Genomic DNA, 22121 nt, shown 5'->3' on the forward strand with positions numbered 1-22121 from the left:
ACTTCCCGCGCATGCAGCTGACCCGACCACCCTCCCCTCATCTGCGGCCCTTTGTGCGGCTCCTGTGGGCCTGCGCGCCCGATGGGCCGCACGAGGGACGGCCGGGCGCGCGCGAACACGTGCTGCCCACGGGTGGCATGCACCTCGTGTTCCGGCTTTCGGGGCCGCCCTTGCGCCTGTTCCAGGACGATGCCGATGCGCGGGGCTTCACGGTGGGCCATGCCATGGTGGGCGGAGCCCGCTCGGCGTTTTTCGTGCGCGACGTGTCGGTGCAAACGCGCTCGGTGGGCGCCATGCTGCAGCCGGGCGCGGCCAAGGCGCTGCTCGGTGTACCCGAGGACGCGCTGGCCGACCGGCACACATCGCTGGACGCGCTCTGGGGCGCGGACGCTGACTTCGCGCTAGAGCAGTTCCACGGCACCGACTCGCTGGCGCGGCAACTCGCGATCGCCGATGCCCTGCTGGGCGCGCGCCTCGCCGCCTCCGCCATGCACGGACTGCATCCTGCGGTGGCGCAGGCACTGGCCAGCATGGCAAGGGCGCGCGCCCGTGACGACGATGCGCAGGCCGGCGCCATCCGCGAACTGGTGAAGCAAAGCGGCTACAGCCACCGGCGCTTCATCGCTCTGTTCCGCGGCATGACCGGCCTGGCGCCCAAGCAGTACGCGCGCATGCTGCGCTTCGACCGCGTGATCGGGCAGTTCGCCATGGACCCCACCCAGCCCTGGGTCGATCTGGCGCTGCAGGCCGGCTACAGCGACCAGGCGCACTTCAACCGCGATTTCCTGGCCATCGCCGGCATGTCGCCGCAGGCGTACCGGCGAGCAGCGCCAGCATCGTCCCGGCATGTGCGAATCTGACTACTCACCCGCAGGTCAAATTTGTTCAAGACCTGAAAAGCAACGGTCGCCAGAATCGCAGCCGTCTCATCAACCCGACTGGACAAGAGCATGGCCATCCACGAACTGTTTCCGTACCTCTGCGTCCACGATGCCGGCGCAGCCATCGAGTTCTATTGCAAGGTCTTCGAGGTGAAGGAAATCTTTCGCCTGACCGAGCCGAGCGGCCGCATCGGCCATGCGGAGCTGGACTTCAACAATGGCGCGATCCTGATGATCTCGGACGAATTTGCCGAATTCAACATCCACAGCGCAAAGACGCTGGGCGGCACGGCCGTCACGTTGCACCTGCACGTGGACGATGCCGACGCGGTGGTGGCGCGCGCGGTCGCCGCAGGCGCCACGCTGAACATGGCGCCGCAGGATCAGTTTTATGGGGAACGTTCCGGCGTCTTTCATGACCCCTTCGGCCATCGCTGGAACGTGGGGCACAGCATCGAGAAGCTGACGCCGGAAGAAATGCAGCGGCGCTACACCGCGATGCTCAGCGACGCCGGGTGAGCCGGCGGCGCTGCTTATTGCCGAAGGGTCGGCCGATGGATCAGACCGACCACTTCTCGATCAGCTTCTCGGCGCCCATGGAGTCGTAGCCTTCGAAGGGCTGGTGGATCCACGGGTTGGTGGCAAGGAATTCCACCTGGTAGTCGGGCGTGAAGGTCGACAGCGCCTTGGTCCAGATCACCGCGCTGCGCAGCTCGGTGATGGGCGGGTAGTTGTTGCGCAGCATGTCCATCACGGCATGCAGCGTGTGCCCCGAGTCGGCCAGGTCGTCCACCAGCAGCACGCGGCCGGCGATCTCGCCCTTGGGCGTGGTGATGAAGCGGGCGATGTCGAGGTGACCCTGCACCGTGCCGGCGTCGGCGCGGTACGAGCTGGTCGACATGATCGCCAGCGGCTTGTCGAAGATGCGCGAGAGCACGTCGCCAGGGCGCATGCCGCCGCGCGCCAGGCACAGGATGGTGTCGAACTGCCAGCCCGACTGATGCACCTTGATCGCGAGCTTTTCGATCAGGTTGTGGTACTCGTCGTAGCTGACATAGAGATGCTTGCCGTCTTCGGTCAACATGGTTCTTCTTTTCCTCTTCAGTCGGCCAGGTAGGGGTGGCGCATCATGATCGTGTGGTCACGGTCGGGGCTGGTCGACACCATGTGGATCGGCACGCCAGTGACCTGCTCGATGCGCTGCAGGTACAGGCGCGCATTGATCGGCAGCTTGTCGTACTGCGTGACGCCAACGGTGCTTTCACTCCAGCCTTCGAGGGTCTCGTAGATTGGCGTGCAGCGCTCGATCTCGTCAGCGCCCATCGGCAGGATGTCGGTGATTTCGCCGTCGAGTTCGTAGCCGGTGCACAGCTCGAGCTTTTCGAGGCCGTCCAGCACGTCGAGCTTGGTGATGCACAGGCCCGACAGGCCGTTGACCTGCGCCGAGCGCTTGAGCAGCGCGGCGTCGAACCAGCCGCAACGTCGGCTGCGACCGGTGGTCACGCCCTTTTCGGCGCCCACGGTACTCATGTGGTAGCCCGGGGTGCCGGGCGTGGCCCAGTCGAGTTCGGTGGGGAACGGACCGCCGCCCACGCGCGTGCAATAGGCCTTGGTGATGCCGAGGATGTAGTGCAGCATGCCCGGGCCCACGCCCGAACCGGCAGCGGCATTGCCGGCCACGCAGTTGCTGGAAGTGACGTACGGGTAGGTGCCGTGGTCGACGTCGAGCAGCGTGCCCTGTGCGCCTTCGAACAGCAGGTTGGCGCCGTTCCTGTGCGCGTCGTTCAGCTCGCGTGAAACGTCAGCCATCATGGGCTTGAGCAGCTCGGCGTGCTTCATCGCTTCGTTGAAGACTTCGTCGAAGTCGATGGCCGGGGCGCTCAGCACCTGCGTCAGCACGTGGTTGTGCAGGTCGAGCAACACGCGCAGCTTGGCCGCGAAACGCTCAGGGTGCTTCAGGTCCTGCACGCGCAGTGCGCGGCGGGCGATCTTGTCTTCGTAGGCCGGGCCGATGCCGCGGCCGGTGGTGCCGATTTTCTCGATGCCGCCCTTTTCGCGGTAGGCCTCGCGCGCGATGTCCAGCGCGGCGTGGAACGGCAGGATCAGCGGGCAGGCCTCGCTGATGCGCAGGCGCGAACGCACCTCGACGCCAGCCTTCTCCAGCCCTTCGATTTCCTCGAACAGCTTGGCGGCCGACAGCACCACGCCGTTGCCGATGTAGCACTTGACGCCGGGCCGCATGATGCCGCTCGGGATCAGGTGCAACGCGGTTTTCACACCGTTGATGACCAGCGTGTGGCCCGCGTTGTGGCCGCCCTGGAAGCGGACCACGCCCTGGGCGCTTTCCGTCAGCCAGTCGACCAGCTTGCCTTTGCCCTCGTCGCCCCATTGGGTGCCGACGACGACCACGTTTCTTCCGGTGGTTACGCTCATGCTCGTTCCATTACTTCAAAAATTCAGATCGCTCGGACAGTCCACTGGCCAGCTTGCTCGACGAGCTCGCGGTCGCAGTGGAATTCATCGATTTCGCTGCCATGGCCCGGCAGCACGCAGACTACCGTTTCGCCGGCCTTGCGCAATTGGGCAATTGCCTGACGCAGCCCGGCCGCGTCGCTCCAGGGTGCACGGATGGCGGCGCGCAGCGGGCGGGCCGGCAGCACGCCGACCAGTTCGCGCACGTCGAGGCTGAAGCCGACCGCCGGACGGTTGCGGCCGAACACGGCCCCCACTTCGTCATAGCGGCCGCCGCGCACCAGCGAATCGGCCGCGCCGGGCACGTAGATGCCGAAGCGCATACCGCTGTAATACGCATAGCCGCGCAGGTCGGCCAGGTCGAAGCTGATCTGGCGACCGGCCACGCCCTGCAGACCGGCGGCGAGCTGCTTCAGGTCGGCCAGAGCAGCGCCCACGGCGGGCGTGCCTTTCAGGGCCTTGGCGGCCTCGTCGAGCACCGACGCGTCGCCGTACAGCTGGATGAGGGCACGCAGCCCCTCGCGCGAGGCGGCGGGGAAATCCTTGGTGAGCGATTCGAGTTCGCTCGCGTCCTTGGCGGCCAGCGCTGCATGCACCCGGGCCAGCGCGGCCGCATCGACCGGCACGCCAGCGAACAAGGCGCGCACGATGCGAGCATCGGCCAGGTCGACGATCACGCCGTCGCGCAGGCCGGCGGCATCGAGGCAGTCGAGCGCCAGCAGCAAGGTTTCGATGTCCGCTTCGAGACCGGCATGGCCGTAGATCTCGGCGCCGAACTGCAGGGGCTCACGGGTGGCGTGCGGGCGATCTGGCCGGGTGTGAAGCACCGGACCGCAATAGCACAGGCGGGCAACACCGTCACGGTTCAGCAGGTGGGCATCGATGCGCGCCACCTGGGGGGTGGTGTCGGCACGCAGGCCCATGCTGCGGCCGGAAAGCTGGTCGACAAGCTTGAAGGTTTGGAGATCGAGTGCCTCGCCGGTGCCCGAGAGCAGCGATTCGAGATGCTCGAGCAGCGGCGGCATCACCAGCTCGTAGCCATAGCCACGGGCGGTATCGAGCAGCTGGCGTCGAAGTTCTTCGATGTGGCGCGCCTCGGAGGGCAGCACATCGGCAATGTGATCCGGGAGGACCCAGGCGGACATGGGGATCGGGGGCGTGGTTAAACCGGGATTCTACCGGGACCGCGACCAGCCCAAGACTAGGCCAGGATCCAGAGCAGTATCAAACCCAGCAGGATGCTGCAAAGTCCGAAGAAACGAAGCTGGCCGTCGCGCAGCTGCATGAGCTGCCCGAAGCCGCGCCGCCACCCTCCCGGCGAGACGAAAGGCAGGATGCCTTCGATCACCAGGACGAGCGCCAATGCGCTCCAGAAAGTGTCGGCGCTCACGGCTCCTGGCGAAGAATCAACGACGAGATGCGTTGGTGGTGGAGCCCGAGCCTTGCATGGCGCGGAAGAAGTCCGACGATGGGTCGAGCACCATCACGTCGCTCTTCTTGTTAAAGCTCTGCTTGTAGGCATCGAGGCTTCGGTAGAACTGCGCAAACTGCGGATCGCGGCCGAAGGCCTCGCTGTAAGCGGAAGCGGCCTGGGCATCGCCCTCACCCTTGATCTTCTGGGCGTCGCGGTAGGCGTTCGCCACGATCACCTCGCGTTGGCGATCGGCATCGGCGCGAATCTTTTCGCCTTCAGCCGTACCGGTCGAACGCAGCTCGTTGGCCACGCGCTTGCGTTCGGCTTCCATGCGGCGATAGACCGATTCAGTGATGGCTTCCACGTAGTCGACACGCGTGATGCGCACGTCGACCACGTCCACGCCCCAGGGCTTGGCACCCTTCACCACCGACAGCACTTCGCGCTGCACGTCGGCCATGAGGGCTTCGCGGCGCACCGAGATCAGGTCACGCACGGTGCGCTTGTTGATATTTTCCTGGAACGCATTGCGCACCACGCGGTTGAGCTGCATCGCACCGGCGTTCTCGTCGAGGCCGACGTTACGGATGTAGGCCTGCGGGTCGGAGATGCGCCAGCGCACGTACCAGTCGATCACCACGCGCTGCTTCTCGGCGGTGAGCATGGGCTCGGTGTCCACGCTCGACAGCGTCAGCAGGCGCTTGTCGATGTACGACACGTTCTGGAACGGCGGCGGCAGCTTGAAGTTCAGGCCGGGCTCGGTAATGACCTGCTTGATCTGGCCGAGGGCATAGACCACGCCGAACTGGCGCTGGTCGACCACGAAGAGCGTCGAGCTTGCCAGCACGAGCAGCACGAGGATCGACGTGGCGATGAATCCGATTCTGTTCATATTCTTTCGGGCCTTTCTCAACGCACGTCGCGGTCACGCGAGCGGCCATCGCGGCCACGCACATCGGTCGTCGCGGGGGCCACCGGGATCACCGAGGACTGGGCCGGCGCGGTGCCGGCAACGTTGGGACTGGCCGCATCGACCGGGGTGGCCGCGGCGGCGCCGCTGTTGCCGCTCATCTGCATGAGCTTGTCGAGTGGCAGGTACAGCAGGTTCGAGCCCTGCTTGCTGTCGACCAGCACCTTGGTCGTGCTGGCGTAGATCTGCTGCATGGCGTCGGTGTACATGCGATCGCGCGTCACCTGCGGGGCTTTCTGGTACTCGGCCAGCACCGCGCTGAAGCGGCCTGCATCACCCTGGGCCTGCGCCACGATCCGCGCCTTGTAGGCCTCGGACTCTTCCTTCAGGCGCGAAGCCGTACCAGTGGCGAGCGGCACCACGTTGTTGGCATAAGCCTGCGCGTCGTTCTTGGTGCGCTCGCGCTCCTGGCCAGCCTTGAGCACGTCGTCGAACGCGGCCTGCACCTGCTCGGGCGGACGCACGCCGCCCTGCTGCAGGTTGATGCCGACGACTTCGACGCCGATCTTGTAGCGGTCGAGGATGGTCTGCATCAGCGCACGCACGCGCGGTGCGATCTGGTCGCGCTCTTCGGCCAGCGCGGCGTCCATCTTCATCTTGCCCACCACCTCGCGCACGGAGGTTTCGGCCACCTGCACGACGGTGTCGGCGGGCGACTTGCTCTCGTAGAGCCATGCGCGCGGGTCGCTCAGGCGGTACTGCACGGCGAACTTGATCTCGACGATGTTCTCGTCTTCGGTCAGCATCGCCGATTCGCGCAGGCCGGTGGAGCGCACGATGGCATCGCGGCCCACGTCGGCGGAGCGGATCTGCGTGGTCACCACCACTTCGTGGCGCTGAATGGGATACGGCAGGCGCCAGTTGAAGCCTGCACCCACGGTGCTCTTGTAGCTGCCGAACTGCGTGACGACGGCCTGCTGGCCTTCGTTCACGATGAAGAAGCCGGTGCCGAGCCAGATCAGGACGGCCACTGCGGCCACGAGGCCGAGGCCGAATCCTGCGTTTTTCATGTCGGGCCTGTAGCCGTTGCCACCACCGCCGCTGCTGCCGCCGTTGGGACGGTTGCCGCCACCCTTGCCGCCGAAGAAGCCGCCGAGCTTGCGATTGAGGTCGCGCCAGAGTTCGTCGAGGTCAGGCGGGCCCTGGTTGGGGCCTTGTCCACGGGGACGGTTGTCGTTGCTGTTGTTGTTGCCCGGAGGCGGGGGCGTCGGTGCGCCGGGGGGATTGGCATCGGGGGGGCGGTTGCCGGCCGGGCGGTCGCCGTTGGAGGACGACGGCTCGTCGCCGCGCCCCCATCGGCCATCGTTCAGGTTGAACATGCCCAGAAACCCTCTCCGCGCTGGCTTTGAATTCATTCGCTTCGTTCTCTTGTCAGTGGCGGGATTGTGCCCAATCAATCGGCTGCATCGTGCAATTCAGCGTTTGCCCCAGGGGTCATCGTATCGGCTACGGAACCCGACTGCCGGGCGAGCTCGGCGCGCAACAGCGGCACGCCCTCACCGCTCTTGGCGCTGAGGAAGATGCGGGGGATCTGCACGCCGTCGATTTCCATCTCGTCCTGCAGATGCAGCGGATGTTGCGCGCTTTCAAGGGCGTCGAGCTTGTTGAATACCAAAAGCTGCGGAACGGTGTCGGCACCGATCTCGCGCAGCACCGCCTGCACCTCGGCCATCTGCTCGGGGTAATGCGGGTTGGAGGCGTCGATCACGTGCAGCAGCAGGTCGGCGTCGACCGCCTCCTGCAGCGTGGCCTTGAAGGCATCGACCAGGCCGTGCGGCAGGTCGCGGATGAAACCCACGGTGTCGGAGATCGATACCTGCCGCCTCCGTCCATCTTCGGTACTGCCCAGGTAGAGGTTGCGCGTAGTGGTATCGAGCGTGGCGAACAGCTGGTCGGCCGCATAGGCGCGGGCCTTGACCAGCGCATTGAACAGCGACGACTTGCCCGCGTTGGTGTAGCCCACCAGGGAGATGTTGAAGGTCTCGCGGCGCTCGCGCTGGCGGCGCTGCGTGCCGCGCTGCTTCTGCACCTTGGCAAGACGCTCGCGTGTGCGCTTGATCGACTCGCTGATCATCCGGCGGTCGAGCTCGATCTGCTTTTCACCCGGGCCGCCGCGCACACCGGCACCGCCGGTCTGGCGCTCCAGGTGGGACCAGCGACGGACCAGCCGCGTGCTGAGGTACTGCAGGCGAGCCAGCTCGACCTGCAGCTTGCCTTCGTGCGAACGCGCGCGCTGGGCGAAGATCTCGAGGATGAGGAAGGTCCGGTCGTAGACGGCAACGTCGAGCTGGCGCTCGAGGTTGCGCTGCTGCGCGGGGCTCAGGGCCTGGTCGAAGATGACCTCGCTCGCCCTGTACAGGGCAGCCAGCTCCTTGATTTCTTCGGCCTTGCCGCTGCCAACGAACAATGCCGCATCGGGCGCCTTGCGCTTGCACGCAAGACGGGCGACGGGCGTCAGGCCCGCGGTCTGCGCAAGCAGGCCGAGTTCCTCGAGTTCGCTGTCGAAATGGGGCAGCCCGAAATCGACGCCGACGAGAACGGCGGCGCCTTCCTGGCGGGGGATCAGTTCAGACAAGCGGGATCAGAAATTGGGAAAAAGCGCGGCAGCAGAGCCGCCGCGCTCCGCGCGATCAGGCTGCGGCGTCGTCGTTCTCGGCAGCCGAGAAGTTGACGGCACGACCCGGCACGATGGTGGAAATGGCGTGCTTGTAGACCATTTGCGTCACCGTATTGCGAAGCAACACGACGTACTGGTCAAAAGACTCGATCTGGCCCTGCAGCTTGATACCGTTCACCAAATAAATGGAAACCGGCACGTGCTCACGACGCAGGGTGTTCAGAAACGGGTCTTGCAGGAGTTGCCCTTTATTGCTCACGATATTCTCCGTGTTCAAGAGTAGTTGTTGGAGAGATGACCTTAACACAGGGTTTCTGCGCTGCAGCAATCGGGGTCAAAAGCCTTGAGAAAATAACGGTTCTCAAAAGGCGGAACTTCCACTCCTGCTGCAACTCATTGGCCGCCATCGGCCGCCAAGCCCCCTCAATCGTCCTTGTCGGCAAATGGATTGTGCGAGCTCTTGAACTCGATGCGCAAGGGGGTACCCACAAGGTCGAATTCCTTGCGGAAGCGCCCCTCGAGGAAGCGCTTGTAAGCGTCGGTGACATGCTCCAGCGAATTCCCGTGGATCACGATCACCGGCGGGTTCATACCCCCCTGATGCGCATAGCGCAGCTTGGGGCGGTACATGCCGCCGCGCTTGGGCGCCTGGAACTGCACCGCCTCCAGCAGCAGGCGTGTCAGCACAGGGGTCGACATCTTGCGCGTGGCCGACTTGTGGGCCTGCGCAATCGCCTGCCACACCGGGCCCAGGCCCTGGCGCTTGATGGCCGAGATGAAATGCAGCGCCGCGAACTTCAGGAACGGCAGCCGGGTCTCGATCTGCCGCTGGATCTGCTCGCGCTGGTAGCTGTCGACCGCGTCCCACTTGTTGATGGCGATCACCACCGCGCGGCCACTCTCGAGGATGTAGCCGGCAATGTGCGCATCCTGGTCGGTCACGCCCTGCGTGGCGTCGAGCAGCAGCAGCACGACATTGGCCGACTCGATGGCCTGCAGCGTCTTGACCACCGAGAACTTCTCGATCGCCTCGAACACCCTGCCCTTGCGGCGCAGGCCGGCCGTGTCGATCAGCTCGAAGCGCTGGCCGTTTCGCTCGAAAGGCACGGAGATGGCGTCGCGCGTGGTGCCCGGCATGTCGAAGGCCACCAGGCGCTCTTCACCCAGCCAGGTGTTGATCAACGTGGACTTGCCCACATTGGGCCGGCCGGCCACGGCCAGCTTGATCGGCTTGTTGACCTCGTCCTCGTCCGTCTCGTCGTCGGGATCAGGCAGGTTCAGCGGCTCCAGCGCAAGCTCGACAAGGTCGCGCATGCCCTGCCCGTGCGCAGCCGACACGCCATGCACGTCGCCGAAGCCGAGTTCGTAGAAGTCGACCAGCTTGGTGCCGTCGTGCATGCCCTCGGCCTTGTTGGCCGCCAGCACACAGGGCTTGCCAAGGCGGCGCAGTTCGTTGGCAATGTCGTGGTCTTGAGCCGAGAGGCCCTCACGGGCGTCGACCACGAAGATCACCACGTCGGCCTCGGCCACGGCCTGCCGAGTCTGCTTGGCCATTTCCTTGTAGATACCGCTGCCCGCGTCAGGCTCGAAGCCGCCGGTGTCAATCACGATGAACTCGTGCTTGCCCAGGCGGCCGTTGCCGTAGTGACGGTCGCGCGTGAGTCCGGCGAAGTCGGCGACGATGGCGTCGCGCGTCTGGGTCAGGCGGTTGAAGAGGGTCGACTTGCCAACGTTGGGCCGCCCGACCAGGGCCACGACCGGCTTCATGGCCGGCCTTTCGATGGCTCGGTATTCATGGTCGGGCCTTGGAAAAAGAAAGAAAAGTTATTCAGGGCGATAGCCAAAAACGCCACCCTTGGCAGTCACCACCACGACCGTGTTGCCGGCCAGTACCGGCGTGACGGTGATGGCCGAGCCATCCGGCGTGATGCGATTGAGCAGCGCACCGTCTTCGCGCGAGACGAAATGCAGCGTGCCGGTGTCTTCGCCGACGATCAGTGAACGGCCCACGGCCAGCGGTGCGGTGAGGTTGCGACTCTTGAAACGGCTCATCTGCCAGGCGCGTTCACCATCGGCACGGCGCCAGGCCACGACGCTGCCGTCGGACTCGGTGCCGTAGACAAAACCGCTGTCGCCGCTGACGCCGTCCGCGCCCGAAGCCGGCTTGCTCCAGACCAGCGAACCTCGCACGGTCTCGACGCAGCCGACGCTGGCGTAGTAAGCGCGGGCGCAAACCGTGTCTCCAAAGCGGCTCACGCTACCGGTCAGGTCGACCAGGCGCTCCACGTCGTTGGTGCCGCGCGGAGCCGCAATGGGCGACTCCCAGCGCGAAGTGCCGTTGGCGGGGTTGATGCCAACCAACCGGCCGCCGATGCCGGCCACCAGCGTGTCGCCCACGGCGATGAGTACGCCCGACTTGCGCAGCACCAGGTTTTCTCCGGCGCGCTGCTGAATCCAGAGGCGACGGCCGCTCTGGCCGTCCCAGGCGCTGATGCTGCGGTCGGCGGTCTGCACGAACACGCGGCGGCCTGCCACCAGCGGTGCGGTGAAAGCCTGGGCCGAGAGCTTCTGCTTCCACAGGACCTTGCCGTTCTCGATGGCGACCAGCTCGTTGCTGGTGGTGACGACCGCAGCCATCGACCCGTCGCTGCCGACACCTGCAGCCAGTGGGGCACCGGCACTGACGCGCCAGGTTTCGCGGCCGGCGCGGGCGTCGATGGCGACCACCGTGCCGTCACTGCCAGCCACGGTAACCGTGTCGCCGCTGACGTCGGTGCTGAGCGGGAACTGGACATCGGGGATGCGCACAGTCCAGGCCTGGCGCACGCCCATCAGGGCCGGGTTGGCAGGCAGCTCGGCCGGCTTCGGCTTGCTGGTGCCAGAACAGGCGGCGAGAAACGCTACCAAAACAAGAGCTGATCCCGCACGCAGGGCGGTCGATTCAGGCATGAAACGCTTGAAATTCATGATGCGGTCAGGGAGTTTTGGGGGCTGCGGGTGTGACGGTGACGACGGGTGCCAGGCTCTTCGGATCGACACCGACCGCGTTGAGCTTGATTTCAACCAGACGGCGATAGTCCGAGGTGGCGCCAAGGCCGGTCCACGCCTTGCGGTATTCGGTCTGCGCTTCGGCGCGCTTGCCTTGAGCCAGGTAGATGTCGCCCTTGCGGTCGGCCACCAACGGTTCGAATTCCTTGGGCACGCTGCCGTCGAGCTGCTTGAGGGCATCGTCGTAAGACTTGCTGTCGAGCAGTTCGGCCGCCAGCCGCAGCCGGGCGATGGCCTTGTAGCCAGGGTCGATGGCGTTCTGCGCGACCCATTCGAGCTCGGCGCGCGAGCCTGCGGCATTGCCCTTCTCGTACAGCGTCTTGGCGACCAGCAGGCCGGCCTGCTGCGCATAGGCAGTGCCGGCGAAGCGCTTCTTCATGTCGTCGAGCACGAGAGCGATGCGTGCCGGGTCGCCCGCCTGCGCGGTCTTCTCGACCTCGTCGTAGAGCGACGAGGCCTGCGCCGCCTTGTTGCGGCCATACCATTGCCAGCCGTTCCAGGCCACGAAGGCGCCAGCGACGAGCAGCACGACCGAAGTGATCAGGGTGCCGTAGGTATTCCAGAAATGCTTGAGCTGGTCGAGCTGTTCCTGTTCTTCGAGGTCGAGATGGGTTGCCATGCGCTGTCAGTTGTTGGGAGCCGGCGATTGTAGGGTGGCGGCCCAGGCGGCCACTTCAGCAAGTGGCCGGGAGGTTTGCGCGCCGCTTCCGTCGCGCAGCGCCTTGAGAGTCACTTCGCCGCGTGCAAGTTCATCGGCGCCGAAGATCAGGGCGTAGGTGGCGCCGCTGTTGTCGGCCCGCTTGAACTGCGACTTGAAGCTGCCGAGGCCATCCGCCGTGGCGGCGTGCATCTGCACACGCACGCCGGCGTCACGCAACTGCTGCAGCGTGCGCAGCGCCACCGGCATGGCGGAAGCATCGGGCACGACGGCATAGACATCGGGGGCCCGTACCGGGATCTGGGTGCCCTGCTCCTTCATGAGGTCGAGCACGCGCTCCACGCCGATCGCCCATCCCACTGCAGGCGCAGGCTTGCCGCCGAGTTGCTCGAACAGGCCGTCATAGCGGCCGCCGGCGCACACCGTGCCCTGCGAGCCGAGCCGGTCGGTCACGAACTCGAACACGCTGAGGTTGTAGTAGTCGAGGCCGCGCACGAGGCGCGGGTTGATGGTGTAGGCAACGCCGTTGGCATCGAGGATGGCCTTCAACCCCTCGAAGTGCGCCAGCGATTCGGCACCGAGGAAATCCATCAGTCTCGGCGCCGACTCGACCACGTCCTTCATCGCCGGATTCTTGGTGTCGAGGATGCGCAGCGGGTTGCTGTGCAGGCGGCGCTTGCCGTCCTCGTCGAGCTTGTCGGCATGTGCCTCGAAGTGCGCGATGAGCTGGGCACGGTGCTGCGCCCGCTCTGCCGGTTGGCCAAGGCTGTTGAGTTCCAGCCGCACGTCGGTCAGGCCGATCGCCTTCCAGAGCGCGCTCGCGAGCAGGATCAATTCAGCGTCGACGTCGGGACCGGCAAAGCCCAGCGCCTCGACGTCGATCTGGTGGAACTGCCGGAAACGCCCGCGCTGCGGCTTTTCGCGCCGGAACATCGGCCCGATGGCCCACAGGCGCTTGCCGCCGTCGTAGAGCATGTTGTGCTCGATCGCGGCCCGCACGATGCCGGCGGTGTTCTCGGGGCGCAGCGTCAGGTGGTCGTTGTCGCCGTACTTGTCCGAACGGTCGTGGAAGGAGTACATCTCCTTCTCGACGATGTCCGTCACTTCGCCGATGCCGCGCACGAACAGCGCCGTGTGCTCGAGGATCGGCGTGCGGACGTTACGGTACGCATAGCGCCCCATCAGGTCGCGCACGGTGGCCTCGAGCCATTCCCAGCGCGCCGATTCGGGCGGCAATATGTCGTTCATGCCTTTGACGGCATTCAATTTTTCAGCCATGAGTCTGCGGAGGTGTCAGGCCGCGACAGCGTGTTCGCCGCCGAAGCGCTTTTCGATGTAGGTTTCGACGAGCTGGTGAAACTCGTTGGCGATATTGTCGCCGCGCAGCGTGAGTGCCTTTTCGCCGTCGATGAAGACCGGCGCGGCGGGCGCCTCGCCGGTGCCGGGCAGGCTGATGCCGATGTCGGCATGCTTGCTTTCGCCAGGGCCGTTGACGATGCAGCCCATGACGGCCACCTTCATCGTCTCGACGCCCGGATATTTCTTGCGCCAGACCGGCATCTGCATGCGCAGATAGTCGTCGATCTGCTTGGCCAGTTCCTGGAAGGTTGTGCTGGTGGTGCGGCCGCAGCCCGGGCAGGCCGTAACGCTGGGCACGAACACGCGCAGCCCCAGCGCCTGGAGGATTTCGGAGGCGATCACCACCTCCTGCGTACGCGACTCGCCCGGCTGCGGCGTGAGCGACACTCGAATGGTGTCGCCGATGCCCTCCTGCAGCAGGATCGACAGCGCCGTGGCCGATGCCACCGTGCCCTTGGTGCCCATGCCGGCCTCGGTGAGGCCCAGGTGCAGCGCATAGTCGCAGCGGCGGGCCAGCTCGCGGTAAACCGAGATCAGATCCTGCACACCGCTCACCTTGCACGACAGGATGACCTGGTTGCCAGCCATGCCCATCGATTCGGCGAGCTTCGCGGACTCGATGGCCGAGGTGATCAGCGCCTCGTACATCACCTGCTTGGCGTCCCACGGCTCGGCGCGCTGGCTGTTGGTGTCCATCAGGCTGGCGAGCAGTTCCTGGTCGAGGCTGCCCCAGTTGACACCGATGCGCACGGGCTTGTTCCAGCGCATGGCCGCGTCGATCATCTGGCCGAACTGGCGGTCGCGCTTGTCGCCCTTGCCCACGTTGCCGGGGTTGATGCGGTACTTGCTCAGCGCTTCGGCGCAGGCCGGATAGTCGGTGAGCAGACGGTGGCCGTTGTAGTGGAAGTCGCCGATCAGCGGCACGTCGATGCCCATGCGATCGAGCTGCTCGCGGATGTAGGGCACCTGCGCCGCGGCTTCGGGCGTGTTGACTGTGATACGGACCATTTCCGAGCCGGCGATGGCCAGCTCCTTCACCTGGATCGCGGTGCCGATGGCATCCACGGTGTCGGTGTTGGTCATGGACTGCACGCGCACGGGGGCGTCGCCACCCACCGTAACCACACGCGAGCCCCAGGTCACGCTGGACTGGCGCGAGCGGCGCGCCTTGGGCGCCGCCGATGGAATGGGATCGGGATAGCAGTCGGTCACGATTTCACCTCGAAACGCGCCACGCCACCGCCGCGCGTGACAGGCGTCAGATCGTAAGGCTTGCCGCTTACCTGCACATCGACCGCCGACGCACGGCCCACCACCACCGACAGTGGCAGCGCGCCCGACAGGCCGACCGTTTCGCCGGCCTGCAGGCTGCGACGCAGCAACTGCTTGCCGCCGGCTTCGGTTACGGTGATCCAGCACTCTTCACGTGCCACGAAAACGAGTTGCTGACTACTTGCGCTTGCGGCAGTCGCCACGGGAGCGGCGGGGGCAACCGCAACCGCCGCGGGGGCAGATGGCGCATTGGCAGCGACTGCGGCGGGCGCCTGGCCCACCGGAGCGCTCGGTGCCACAGCCTGCGAGGGCACCGTTTCGGCCACGGCGCCAGTTGCGCTGGCCGAAGCCGGTCCGTTCGCTGGCGCCGATTCGGTATCAGTCTCGCTGCGCGCCGTCAGGCGCGACACGGAAGCACTGATCTGGTCGAACACCGATTGCGGCAACCAGAACAACGCAGCCGCGCCAACCAGCAGCACCAGCACCACGATCAGCAATCCGCGCGAAGGCAGCCCGCTGGAGCGTCCGCTGCTGTTCCAGCGCGGCGTGCCCGAAGTGATGTTCGTTCGAAGGGTTCGGTCGGCCTCGGCCAGCGACACCCTTTGCGTGCTGGGCAGCTTCGCAAGCACGGGCGCCGGGTCGATGCGCAAAGCACGGCAGACACTGCTCGCCAGGGCGCGAGCGAAGACCGGGTCCGGCAGCGAGGCAATGTCGTCCGCTTCAAGCGCCATGAGCTTCTGCGGCGGCACCTTGAGGGCGGCCGCCACCATCTCGACGTGCAGGCCATGCGCTTCGCGCGCCTCGCGCAGCAGGTCGCCGGCCGTCTTGTGCGTGATGTCGCCTTCTTCCAGCGGCAGTGCTGCGGAAGTGCCGAACTCCGAAACCCGATCAGTCATTGAAATTCCCGCGCTCGTACGCTGTTGCCTCCCGCGACTGGGGGAAGCGTCGTTGCAGTTGGCCTCCCAACTGCGCGACTGCCTCGCGGTTGTTCAGCTTTCGTTCGATCTTGATGCCGAGCCAGAGCGTCTCGGCGCTGGCCGAGGCACTGTTGTTGACGCGGCGAATATAGAACTGCGCGCGCGACCATTCTTCGCGCTGCGCCAACACCGAAGCAAGGTTGAAGCCAACAACCGGATTGCCGGCGTCGATCTCGTAGGCCTGCATGAGGCTGCGCTCGGCCTGCACGCGCTGCCCGGCCTTGAGCTCGCACACGCCCTGCGTCATGAGCGTCTTGGCGCGGTCGGCATAGCTCGGCACTGCCAATGCCTCGGTGAACTGCGCAGCCGCATCGCCATAGCGGTTCTGCTGGCACAGCAGCCAGCCGTAGTTGTGGCGCGCGTTGGGGTCGCGCGGATTGATGGCGATGGCGCGGCGGAAGCTGTCTTCGGCCATGCCGGCGTCGTCGAGCCGCATGTAGACCAGGCCGCGCAGGTTGTAGGCGTCGGCGTTGTTGGGGTCGGCGACCAGCGCCTGCTTGATCTCGTCGAGCGCGACGGTGGTCTGGCCATGCTCGAAATAGCCGGCGGCCAGTTCCATGCGCAGGCGCGCGCGGCGCTGCCGGCTGGACTCGTCGGATTCGGTGACCACCTCGGTCCCCTTGCCCGAGCTGGTGTCGGCCAGGCTGGTGGTGGTGGTGCGCGTGTTCACGCAGCCCGCAAGCAGCAACGCCACGGCGACACCCGCGAAACCTGTAGTCAGCATCCGCTGCACATTCGCGGTCGTCGTCGGAATGACCATGCTCATCAGTTCAATGCTCCTGGGGGGCGGCCTTGCGGACCGGATGCAAAACAACGGGGCGCTCAGTTGCACGGCGCTGGGCCATGCGCTCGGCCGCGCGGGTGCGGTCCTTGACGTCGCCGGCGAGCTGGCCGCAGGCGGCATCGATGTCGTCGCCGCGCGTCTTGCGCACCGTAGTCACGAGACCAGCTTCGCTCAGCGTCCTGGCGAATGCCAGCACGCGCGGCTGCGGCGAGCGCAACAGACCCGAGGCCGGAAACGGGTTGAAAGGAATCAGGTTGAACTTGCACGAGATGCCGTGCGTGCGCACCAGTTCGACGAGCTGCCGCGCATGCTCGGGCTGATCGTTCACGCCATCCAGCATGCAGTATTCGAAGGTGATGAAGTCGCGCGGCGCATGCGCCAGATAGCGCTTGCAGGCCTCGATCAGTTCGGCGATCGGGTATTTGCGATTGAGCGGCACGAGGTCGTCGCGCAGCGCGTCGTTCGGCGCATGCAGCGAAACGGCCATGGCCACCGGGCAATCGGCGCCCAGGCGGTCGATCATCGGCACCACGCCGGAGGTCGACACCGTCACGCGGCGGCGCGACAGCCCGTAGGCGTTGTCGTCGAGCATGGTGCGCAGCGCGGGCACCAGCGCCGAGTAGTTCTGCAGCGGCTCGCCCATGCCCATCATCACCACGTTGGAGATGACGCGCTCGTCGCGCTTCAGGTGCTTGCGCAGGAAGTGTTCGGCAAACCAGAGCTGGGCGACGATTTCGCCCGTGCTCAGGTTGCGGCTGAAGCCCTGATGCCCAGTCGAGCAAAAGCGGCAACCGACCGCACAGCCGGCCTGGGACGACACGCACAAGGTGCCGCGGTCATCCTCGGGAATGAATACGGCTTCGACGGCATTGCCGTCACCGACGTCGAACAGCCACTTGATCGTGCCGTCCTTGGATTCGTGCTGCGTGATGACCGGCAGGGCCTCCACGCGCGCAGTGGTCGCGAGTTTCTCGCGCAGCGACTTCGCCAGATCGGTCATCTGGGTGAAGTCGCTGGCGCCACGCTGGTGAATCCAGCGGAACAGCTGCGTGGCGCGGAATTTTTTCTCGCCGAGTTTTTCGCAGAACGCAGCCAACCCCTCGAGATCGAAGTCGAGCAGATTGGCCGTGGTCATGGAATCGGTCGAGATGCGGCTTCAGCGTGCGTAGACGTTGAGGCCGGCGAAGAAGAAAGCGACTTCGTTCGCTGCGGTTTCGGCAGCGTCCGAACCGTGCACTGCGTTGGCGTCGATGCTGTCGGCGAAGTCGGCGCGGATGGTGCCGGCGGCTGCCTTCTTGGGGTCGGTGGCGCCCATCAGATCGCGGTTCTTGGCGATGGCGTTTTCGCCTTCGAGCACTTGCACGAACACGGGGCCCGAGATCATGAACTCGACCAGGTCCTTGAAGAAGGGACGCTCCTTGTGCACGGCGTAGAACTGTTCGGCTTCGTTGCGCGACAGGTGCACCAGCTTGGCGGCGACGATCTTGAGGCCAGCAGCTTCAAAACGGGAAACGATCTTGCCGATGACGTTCTTGGCAACTGCGTCGGGCTTGATGATGGAGAGGGTACGTTCGATAGCCATTGAAATGCTTCCTGGAGCTTTGATTTTGAAGTGTTTTGTCACAACTGCAACGAATTTGTTGCGTCACATGTCGACAAAGCCTCTGATTTTAACCGGCGCAGCCTTGCGGATTGGTGAAAACCCCGCGAAAGGCCGCGCTCCGACGGCTGGCTTTCAGCGCCCGCGACGGCGTCCGCCGCCTTGGCCGCCCTGACCGCCGAAGCCGCCACCACCGCCCCCGCCTCCACCACGACGCGGGCCTCCGCGCTGCTCCTTGCGCTGGCGCGAGAAGCTGTCGGCACCGATGTACCCCAACGAGGTCTTCATCGGATCGGGCTGATTGGCGCCGCTCGGTTGACGGTCGTCGCCCTGCTGGCGATTGCCGCCGCCCTGGCGGTTGCCGCTGTTGCCACGGCGTCCCTGCCCCTGGGGCGGGCCGCCATTGCCACCGCCACGATTGGGGCGGGCACCCCGGTCGCCGCGCGGCGGACGGCCATCGCCAAGCGGATTCGGAATCGGCGCTTCGCGTCCGCCATCTTCGCGTGCATCGCGCATGTCGCGCGGCGGCTGTCCACCACCGCCACCATTGCGGTTGCCCCGGCGCTTCTTGTTGCGCCCGTTGCGGCCATTGCCGCCACCGCCCTCTTGCCCGGGGCCGCGCTGCTGCTGCGGACCGGGCCGGGCAGCCGCGCCACCGGAGGCCTGGAACAGCGCTCGGATGTCGCGCTCGTCGAGCTCCATCCAGGCACCGCGCTTCAGGCCGCGCGGCAGCACCATGGCACCGTAGCGGATGCGGATCAGCCGGCTGACCGCATGGCCCACCGACTCGAACAGGCGGCGCACTTCGCGGTTGCGCCCTTCGGAAATGGTCACGCGATACCAGCAATTCGAGCCCTCGCCACCACCGTCTTCGATGGTGCCGAACTGCGCCATACCGTCGTCGAGGCGCACGCCGTCGAGCAGCTTCTGCTTTTCTTCGCTGGTGAGCGCACCCAGCACGCGCACCGCGTACTCGCGCTCCAGGCCGAAGCGCGGGTGCATGAGCTGATTGGCCAGGTCGCCGGAGCTGCTGAACAGCAGCAGGCCTTCGGTGTTCAGGTCGAGACGGCCGACCGACTGCCACTTGCCCTGCTGCAGGCGCGGCAGCTTGCGGAACACGGTCGGGCGGTTCTGCGGATCGTCATGCGTAACCACCTCGCCCACGGGCTTGTGATACGCGATCACGCGGGGCGGCGGAGGCGCGATGCGGTAGCGGATCGGCTTGCCGTTGATCTTGACCTGGTCGCCGAACTGGATGCGCTGGCCGATGTGGGCCGGCTCGTTGTTGACGGAAATGCGGCCCTGGAGAATCAGCTGCTCCATTTCGAGCCGCGAGCCGAGGCCGGCTTGCGCCAGCACCTTGTGCAGTTTGGGCGAATCGGCCTCGGGCAGCAGCACGCGCTTGAGCGGCGGGACTTCGGGGCTTTCTTCGTCGGCATCGAACTGGCCGGAGATGACGTCCGCGAAGCGGATCGGCTCGGGCGGCAACGCATTGCGCTGCTCGCGCTCGGCGGCGCGACGGGCACGGTCGAGGTCGTCTTCTTCCTCGTCGGGCTCTTCTTCGTCTTCGTCCTCGTCCCGTTCTTCGTCGTCCTGGTCGTGGATGCGATCGGCTTGTTCGGGCCGTGGCGCCTGGCGGGCGGCCTCGACCGGCGCCGGATCTCGAGCTTCTTCTTCGACGGCAGCGAAAACAACCGGAGCTTCCTCTGCAACAACAGCTACCGGCACGGCCATCTCGGACGCTTCCGCGACGGGCAACGCCGCCGCCTCATCCGCCACAGCCTGCTCCACCGGCTTCTTCTTGCGAGGCGCGCGTGGCTTCTTGGGTGCTTCAGCCTCCGCCGGCGCTGCGACTTCCTGCGCCGCAACCTCTGGCGCTACCGATTCAATAGCATCACCTGCAGCCTTCTTGGGCGTGGTCGCCCTCTTCTTCTTTTTGACTTCGGGCTCGGCCGGCAGCATCGCCGCGTCTTCGGTGTCGGTTGTGCTCATGAGGTTTTTCCGGGAGAGGGAGCGTGAGGGTCGGCCTCGTCCTGGGACGGGGCATCGGGTTCTGGCGACGGCGCCTGGGCGGGCTCGGCGGGGGATTCGGTGTCTGCCGCGTTCTCGGCAAACTGCGCTTCGGCGGCTTCGACCGCTTCTTCGGCGACTTCTGGCGCCATGTCGATGACGGCGGGCTCTTCTGCCGGCACTGCTTCGTCTTGCTGCGAGGCAGCGACTTCCTGCTCCGCCTCAGTAACTTCGGCGTCGGCTTCGGCTGCGGCGGGCTCCAGCTCTGCCATCGCCGATGCATCCGCATCGCCCTCGGCCAATGCTTCAGCCTCCGGCACGGCATCGATAGGCAGCCCCTGCTGCTCACCCGACGCCCGCTCGAGCGCATCGACCAGCGCGGCCTGCTGCGCGGGCGTCTCGATCAATGGCAGCTGATCGAGCGAGGCCAGGCCCAGGTCGTCAAGAAACTGGCGCGTGGTTGCATACAGCGCCGGGCGGCCGACCGTTTCGCGGTGGCCGATGACTTCGACCCAGCCGCGATCTTCCAGTTGCTTAAGGATCAACGAATTGATCGTCACGCCGCGGATGTCTTCCATGTCGCCGCGCGTGGCCGGCTGCCGATAGGCAATGATGGCCAGCGTCTCGAGTGCGGCGCGCGTGTAGCGCGGCGGCTTCTCGGGGTGCAGGCGGTCGAGGTGGTCGCGCATCTCCGGCCGGCTCTGGAAGCGCCAGCCGCTGCCGACGCTCACAAGTTCCAGGCCGCGTTGCGCCCAGTCTTCCTGCAGTTCAAGCAACAGCACCTTGATGGTGTCCACACCCAGTTCGTCGTCGAACAGCACGCGCATATCGCGCACCGGCAACGGCTGGCTCGAACAGATCAAGGCGGTTTCGAGAATGCGCTTGGCATCCGCCGTATTCATGGTTCGCGTTATCCGGGAAAAGGCGCCTCAGGGACGCTTGTTCAGAAGGATGAAAGGAGTAGGCGCTGCAGGCACGCGGCAAATGCAACGCAAGGCCGGCCTTGGGTGACCGGCGCGGCCCTCGGGCCGTCAGGCGCGATTGTAATCCAGCCCCCAGGACTGCAAAGCCTGGACGAGATCTGGCGGTGGCGGCGAACGGAACTCCATCGCCTCTTGCGTGACGGGATGCACGAAGGCCAGCCTGAATGCATGCAGCGCCTGGCGAGACAGCCCGGCAGCCGGCGCGCCGCCATAAAGCGCGTCTCCCACCAGCGGATGACCGATCGACGCCATGTGCACGCGGATCTGGTGGGTGCGCCCGGTTTCGAGCGTGCAGCGCACAGCGCAGCCTTCGGCGTTGCTGTCGAGCCGCTCGATCAGCGTGCGCGCCGTCTTGCCCGCATGCCGCTCAAGATCGACCACGGCCATGCGCAGCCGGTTGCGCGGGTCGCGGCCGATGGGGGCGTCGACCTGGCGGGCCGCGGCGCCCTCCCACGGCTTGTGGCCGATGGCCAGGTACTGCCGCTTGACCTCGCGGGCGGCGATCAACGCCACCATCGCGTCCATGGCGGCGCGGGTGCGCGCCACCACCATCAGGCCGCTGGTGTCGCGGTCGAGCCGGTGCACGATGCCGGCGCGCGGCAGCAGCACCGCCTTCGGGTCCAGCGCCAGCAGGCCGTTCAGCAGCGTGCCGCTCCAGTGCCCGGGCGCCGGATGCACCACGAGGCCGGCGGGCTTGTCGACGATGCGCAGGTGCTCGTCCTCGTACACGGTGACGATGTCCATCGCCTCGGGCCGGAAGGCCTGGCTCTGGGGCGTGGGGCGCAATTCGATGCGACCGGCCTGCCCCGCCTTCACTGTGGCCGAGACCTTGGTGAGTGTGCGGCCCTGCAGCTCCACCGCGCCAGCCTCGATCAATTGCTGCAGGTAACTGCGGGAAAACTCGGGTACCAGCGCGGCAAGCGCGCGGTCCAGCCGCTGGCCGTGCTGGGCCGGATCGATGACGAAAGGCCGTTGCTCGCTGGGCTCGATCGGATCGGCGCCCTCTTCGAGCTCGGCCACCTCGGCGGTCTCGGGGATATTGCCCAAAGGGTCGGTCGATATAATTGAGGGCAACT

At 66.1% G+C, this 22121-nt stretch carries 22 protein-coding genes; 2 read left to right on the forward strand and 20 right to left on the reverse strand.

What is annotated here, in order from left to right:
- Positions 1-11 precede the first annotated feature (11 nt).
- The gene (locus tag BLV60_RS07185; RefSeq protein WP_093052179.1) at positions 12-860 is read left to right on the forward strand and encodes an AraC family transcriptional regulator; all 849 of its coding nucleotides are present in this window, start codon (positions 12-14) and stop codon (positions 858-860) included.
- Between the two features lie 90 nt (positions 861-950).
- Entirely contained in the window at positions 951-1400 is a 450-nt protein-coding gene (locus tag BLV60_RS07190) for a VOC family protein (RefSeq protein ID WP_093052182.1), read from the forward strand.
- A gap of 40 nt (positions 1401-1440) precedes the next feature.
- On the opposite strand, the gene BLV60_RS07195 is transcribed toward BLV60_RS07190, so the two are convergent.
- The 20 genes from BLV60_RS07195 to BLV60_RS07290 form a co-directional block, all read right to left on the reverse strand.
- The gene (locus BLV60_RS07195; RefSeq protein ID WP_081269111.1) at positions 1441-1965 is read right to left on the reverse strand and encodes a phosphoribosyltransferase; all 525 of its coding nucleotides are present in this window, start codon (positions 1963-1965) and stop codon (positions 1441-1443) included.
- 17 nt (positions 1966-1982) lie between these two features.
- The gene (locus BLV60_RS07200; protein ID WP_093052185.1) at positions 1983-3314 is read right to left on the reverse strand and encodes an adenylosuccinate synthase; all 1332 of its coding nucleotides are present in this window, start codon (positions 3312-3314) and stop codon (positions 1983-1985) included.
- 23 nt (positions 3315-3337) lie between these two features.
- A complete protein-coding gene (locus tag BLV60_RS07205) occupies positions 3338-4498 on the reverse strand; it encodes an ATP phosphoribosyltransferase regulatory subunit (RefSeq protein WP_093052188.1) in 1161 nt (386 codons plus the stop codon).
- A 56-nt stretch (positions 4499-4554) separates the two neighbouring features.
- Positions 4555-4743 (reverse strand): DUF2065 domain-containing protein, encoded by a 189-nt coding sequence (locus BLV60_RS07210; RefSeq protein WP_081269108.1) that lies wholly within the window; start codon positions 4741-4743, stop codon positions 4555-4557.
- Between the two features lie 16 nt (positions 4744-4759).
- Entirely contained in the window at positions 4760-5659 is a 900-nt protein-coding gene (gene hflC, locus BLV60_RS07215) for a protease modulator HflC (protein ID WP_093052191.1), read from the reverse strand.
- A gap of 17 nt (positions 5660-5676) precedes the next feature.
- On the reverse strand, positions 5677-7056 hold the full coding sequence (gene hflK / locus BLV60_RS07220; protein ID WP_093052194.1) for an FtsH protease activity modulator HflK: 1380 nt from the start codon (positions 7054-7056) through the stop codon (positions 5677-5679).
- A gap of 74 nt (positions 7057-7130) precedes the next feature.
- Positions 7131-8312, reverse strand: coding sequence for a GTPase HflX (hflX, locus tag BLV60_RS07225; protein WP_093052197.1), 1182 nt, complete (start codon positions 8310-8312; stop codon positions 7131-7133).
- Positions 8313-8367: 55 nt separating this feature from the next.
- Positions 8368-8631, reverse strand: a complete 264-nt coding sequence (hfq, locus tag BLV60_RS07230) for an RNA chaperone Hfq (RefSeq protein WP_018902784.1) — start codon at positions 8629-8631, stop codon at positions 8368-8370.
- Positions 8632-8777: 146 nt separating this feature from the next.
- Positions 8778-10121, reverse strand: a complete 1344-nt coding sequence (gene der / locus BLV60_RS07235) for a ribosome biogenesis GTPase Der (protein ID WP_056598124.1) — start codon at positions 10119-10121, stop codon at positions 8778-8780.
- A gap of 57 nt (positions 10122-10178) precedes the next feature.
- Entirely contained in the window at positions 10179-11321 is a 1143-nt protein-coding gene (gene bamB, locus BLV60_RS07240; RefSeq protein ID WP_093052200.1) for an outer membrane protein assembly factor BamB, read from the reverse strand.
- A 7-nt stretch (positions 11322-11328) separates the two neighbouring features.
- The gene (locus BLV60_RS07245) at positions 11329-12021 is read right to left on the reverse strand and encodes a YfgM family protein (protein ID WP_093052203.1); all 693 of its coding nucleotides are present in this window, start codon (positions 12019-12021) and stop codon (positions 11329-11331) included.
- 6 nt (positions 12022-12027) lie between these two features.
- Positions 12028-13338 carry a histidine--tRNA ligase gene (gene hisS / locus BLV60_RS07250; protein WP_093052206.1) on the reverse strand — a complete coding sequence of 437 codons (1311 nt, stop codon included), beginning with the start codon at positions 13336-13338 and terminating at the stop codon, positions 12028-12030.
- A 15-nt stretch (positions 13339-13353) separates the two neighbouring features.
- Positions 13354-14631 (reverse strand): flavodoxin-dependent (E)-4-hydroxy-3-methylbut-2-enyl-diphosphate synthase, encoded by a 1278-nt coding sequence (ispG, locus tag BLV60_RS07255; RefSeq protein ID WP_093052209.1) that lies wholly within the window; start codon positions 14629-14631, stop codon positions 13354-13356.
- Complete coding sequence (locus BLV60_RS07260) at positions 14628-15587, reverse strand: helix-turn-helix domain-containing protein (RefSeq protein ID WP_093052212.1); 960 nt, start codon at positions 15585-15587, stop codon at positions 14628-14630. Before BLV60_RS07260 ends, ispG begins: the two co-directional genes overlap by 4 nt.
- Positions 15580-16434 (reverse strand): type IV pilus biogenesis/stability protein PilW, encoded by an 855-nt coding sequence (pilW, locus tag BLV60_RS07265; RefSeq protein WP_093052215.1) that lies wholly within the window; start codon positions 16432-16434, stop codon positions 15580-15582. Before pilW ends, BLV60_RS07260 begins: the two co-directional genes overlap by 8 nt.
- Positions 16435-16438: 4 nt before the next feature.
- Complete coding sequence (gene rlmN / locus BLV60_RS07270; RefSeq protein WP_093052217.1) at positions 16439-17587, reverse strand: dual-specificity RNA methyltransferase RlmN; 1149 nt, start codon at positions 17585-17587, stop codon at positions 16439-16441.
- A gap of 21 nt (positions 17588-17608) precedes the next feature.
- Positions 17609-18034 carry a nucleoside-diphosphate kinase gene (gene ndk, locus BLV60_RS07275; protein WP_093052220.1) on the reverse strand — a complete coding sequence of 142 codons (426 nt, stop codon included), beginning with the start codon at positions 18032-18034 and terminating at the stop codon, positions 17609-17611.
- A gap of 153 nt (positions 18035-18187) precedes the next feature.
- Complete coding sequence (locus BLV60_RS07280; protein WP_093052224.1) at positions 18188-20044, reverse strand: pseudouridine synthase; 1857 nt, start codon at positions 20042-20044, stop codon at positions 18188-18190.
- Positions 20041-20964 (reverse strand): SMC-Scp complex subunit ScpB, encoded by a 924-nt coding sequence (gene scpB / locus BLV60_RS07285; protein ID WP_093052227.1) that lies wholly within the window; start codon positions 20962-20964, stop codon positions 20041-20043. The genes BLV60_RS07280 and scpB overlap by 4 nt, the downstream gene beginning before the upstream one ends.
- Positions 20965-21093: 129 nt before the next feature.
- Positions 21094-22119, reverse strand: coding sequence for an RluA family pseudouridine synthase (locus BLV60_RS07290; RefSeq protein WP_371127358.1), 1026 nt, complete (start codon positions 22117-22119; stop codon positions 21094-21096).
- Between the last annotated feature and the right edge of the window lie 2 nt (positions 22120-22121).

Origin of the sequence: Variovorax sp. YR634 (genome assembly GCF_900106655.1) — a bacterium.
Classification (GTDB): domain Bacteria; phylum Pseudomonadota; class Gammaproteobacteria; order Burkholderiales; family Burkholderiaceae_C; genus Variovorax.

What these genes read in the sequence shown, in the direction of transcription:
- BLV60_RS07185 (WP_093052179.1), top strand. Translation starts at nt 12, where the DNA reads ATGCAGCTGACCCGACCACCCTCCCCTCATCTGCGGCCCTTTGTGCGG.
- BLV60_RS07190 (WP_093052182.1), top strand. Translation starts at nt 951, where the DNA reads ATGGCCATCCACGAACTGTTTCCGTACCTCTGCGTCCACGATGCCGGC.
- BLV60_RS07195 (WP_081269111.1), bottom strand. Translation starts at nt 1,965, where the DNA reads ATGTTGACCGAAGACGGCAAGCATCTCTATGTCAGCTACGACGAGTAC.
- BLV60_RS07200 (WP_093052185.1), bottom strand. Translation starts at nt 3,314, where the DNA reads ATGAGCGTAACCACCGGAAGAAACGTGGTCGTCGTCGGCACCCAATGG.
- BLV60_RS07205 (WP_093052188.1), bottom strand. Translation starts at nt 4,498, where the DNA reads ATGTCCGCCTGGGTCCTCCCGGATCACATTGCCGATGTGCTGCCCTCC.
- hflC (WP_093052191.1), bottom strand. Translation starts at nt 5,659, where the DNA reads ATGAACAGAATCGGATTCATCGCCACGTCGATCCTCGTGCTGCTCGTG.
- hflK (WP_093052194.1), bottom strand. Translation starts at nt 7,056, where the DNA reads ATGTTCAACCTGAACGATGGCCGATGGGGGCGCGGCGACGAGCCGTCG.
- der (WP_056598124.1), bottom strand. Translation starts at nt 10,121, where the DNA reads ATGAAGCCGGTCGTGGCCCTGGTCGGGCGGCCCAACGTTGGCAAGTCG.
- bamB (WP_093052200.1), bottom strand. Translation starts at nt 11,321, where the DNA reads ATGAATTTCAAGCGTTTCATGCCTGAATCGACCGCCCTGCGTGCGGGA.
- BLV60_RS07245 (WP_093052203.1), bottom strand. Translation starts at nt 12,021, where the DNA reads ATGGCAACCCATCTCGACCTCGAAGAACAGGAACAGCTCGACCAGCTC.
- hisS (WP_093052206.1), bottom strand. Translation starts at nt 13,338, where the DNA reads ATGGCTGAAAAATTGAATGCCGTCAAAGGCATGAACGACATATTGCCG.
- BLV60_RS07260 (WP_093052212.1), bottom strand. Translation starts at nt 15,587, where the DNA reads ATGACTGATCGGGTTTCGGAGTTCGGCACTTCCGCAGCACTGCCGCTG.
- pilW (WP_093052215.1), bottom strand. Translation starts at nt 16,434, where the DNA reads ATGAGCATGGTCATTCCGACGACGACCGCGAATGTGCAGCGGATGCTG.
- rlmN (WP_093052217.1), bottom strand. Translation starts at nt 17,587, where the DNA reads ATGACCACGGCCAATCTGCTCGACTTCGATCTCGAGGGGTTGGCTGCG.
- ndk (WP_093052220.1), bottom strand. Translation starts at nt 18,034, where the DNA reads ATGGCTATCGAACGTACCCTCTCCATCATCAAGCCCGACGCAGTTGCC.
- BLV60_RS07280 (WP_093052224.1), bottom strand. Translation starts at nt 20,044, where the DNA reads ATGAGCACAACCGACACCGAAGACGCGGCGATGCTGCCGGCCGAGCCC.
- scpB (WP_093052227.1), bottom strand. Translation starts at nt 20,964, where the DNA reads ATGAATACGGCGGATGCCAAGCGCATTCTCGAAACCGCCTTGATCTGT.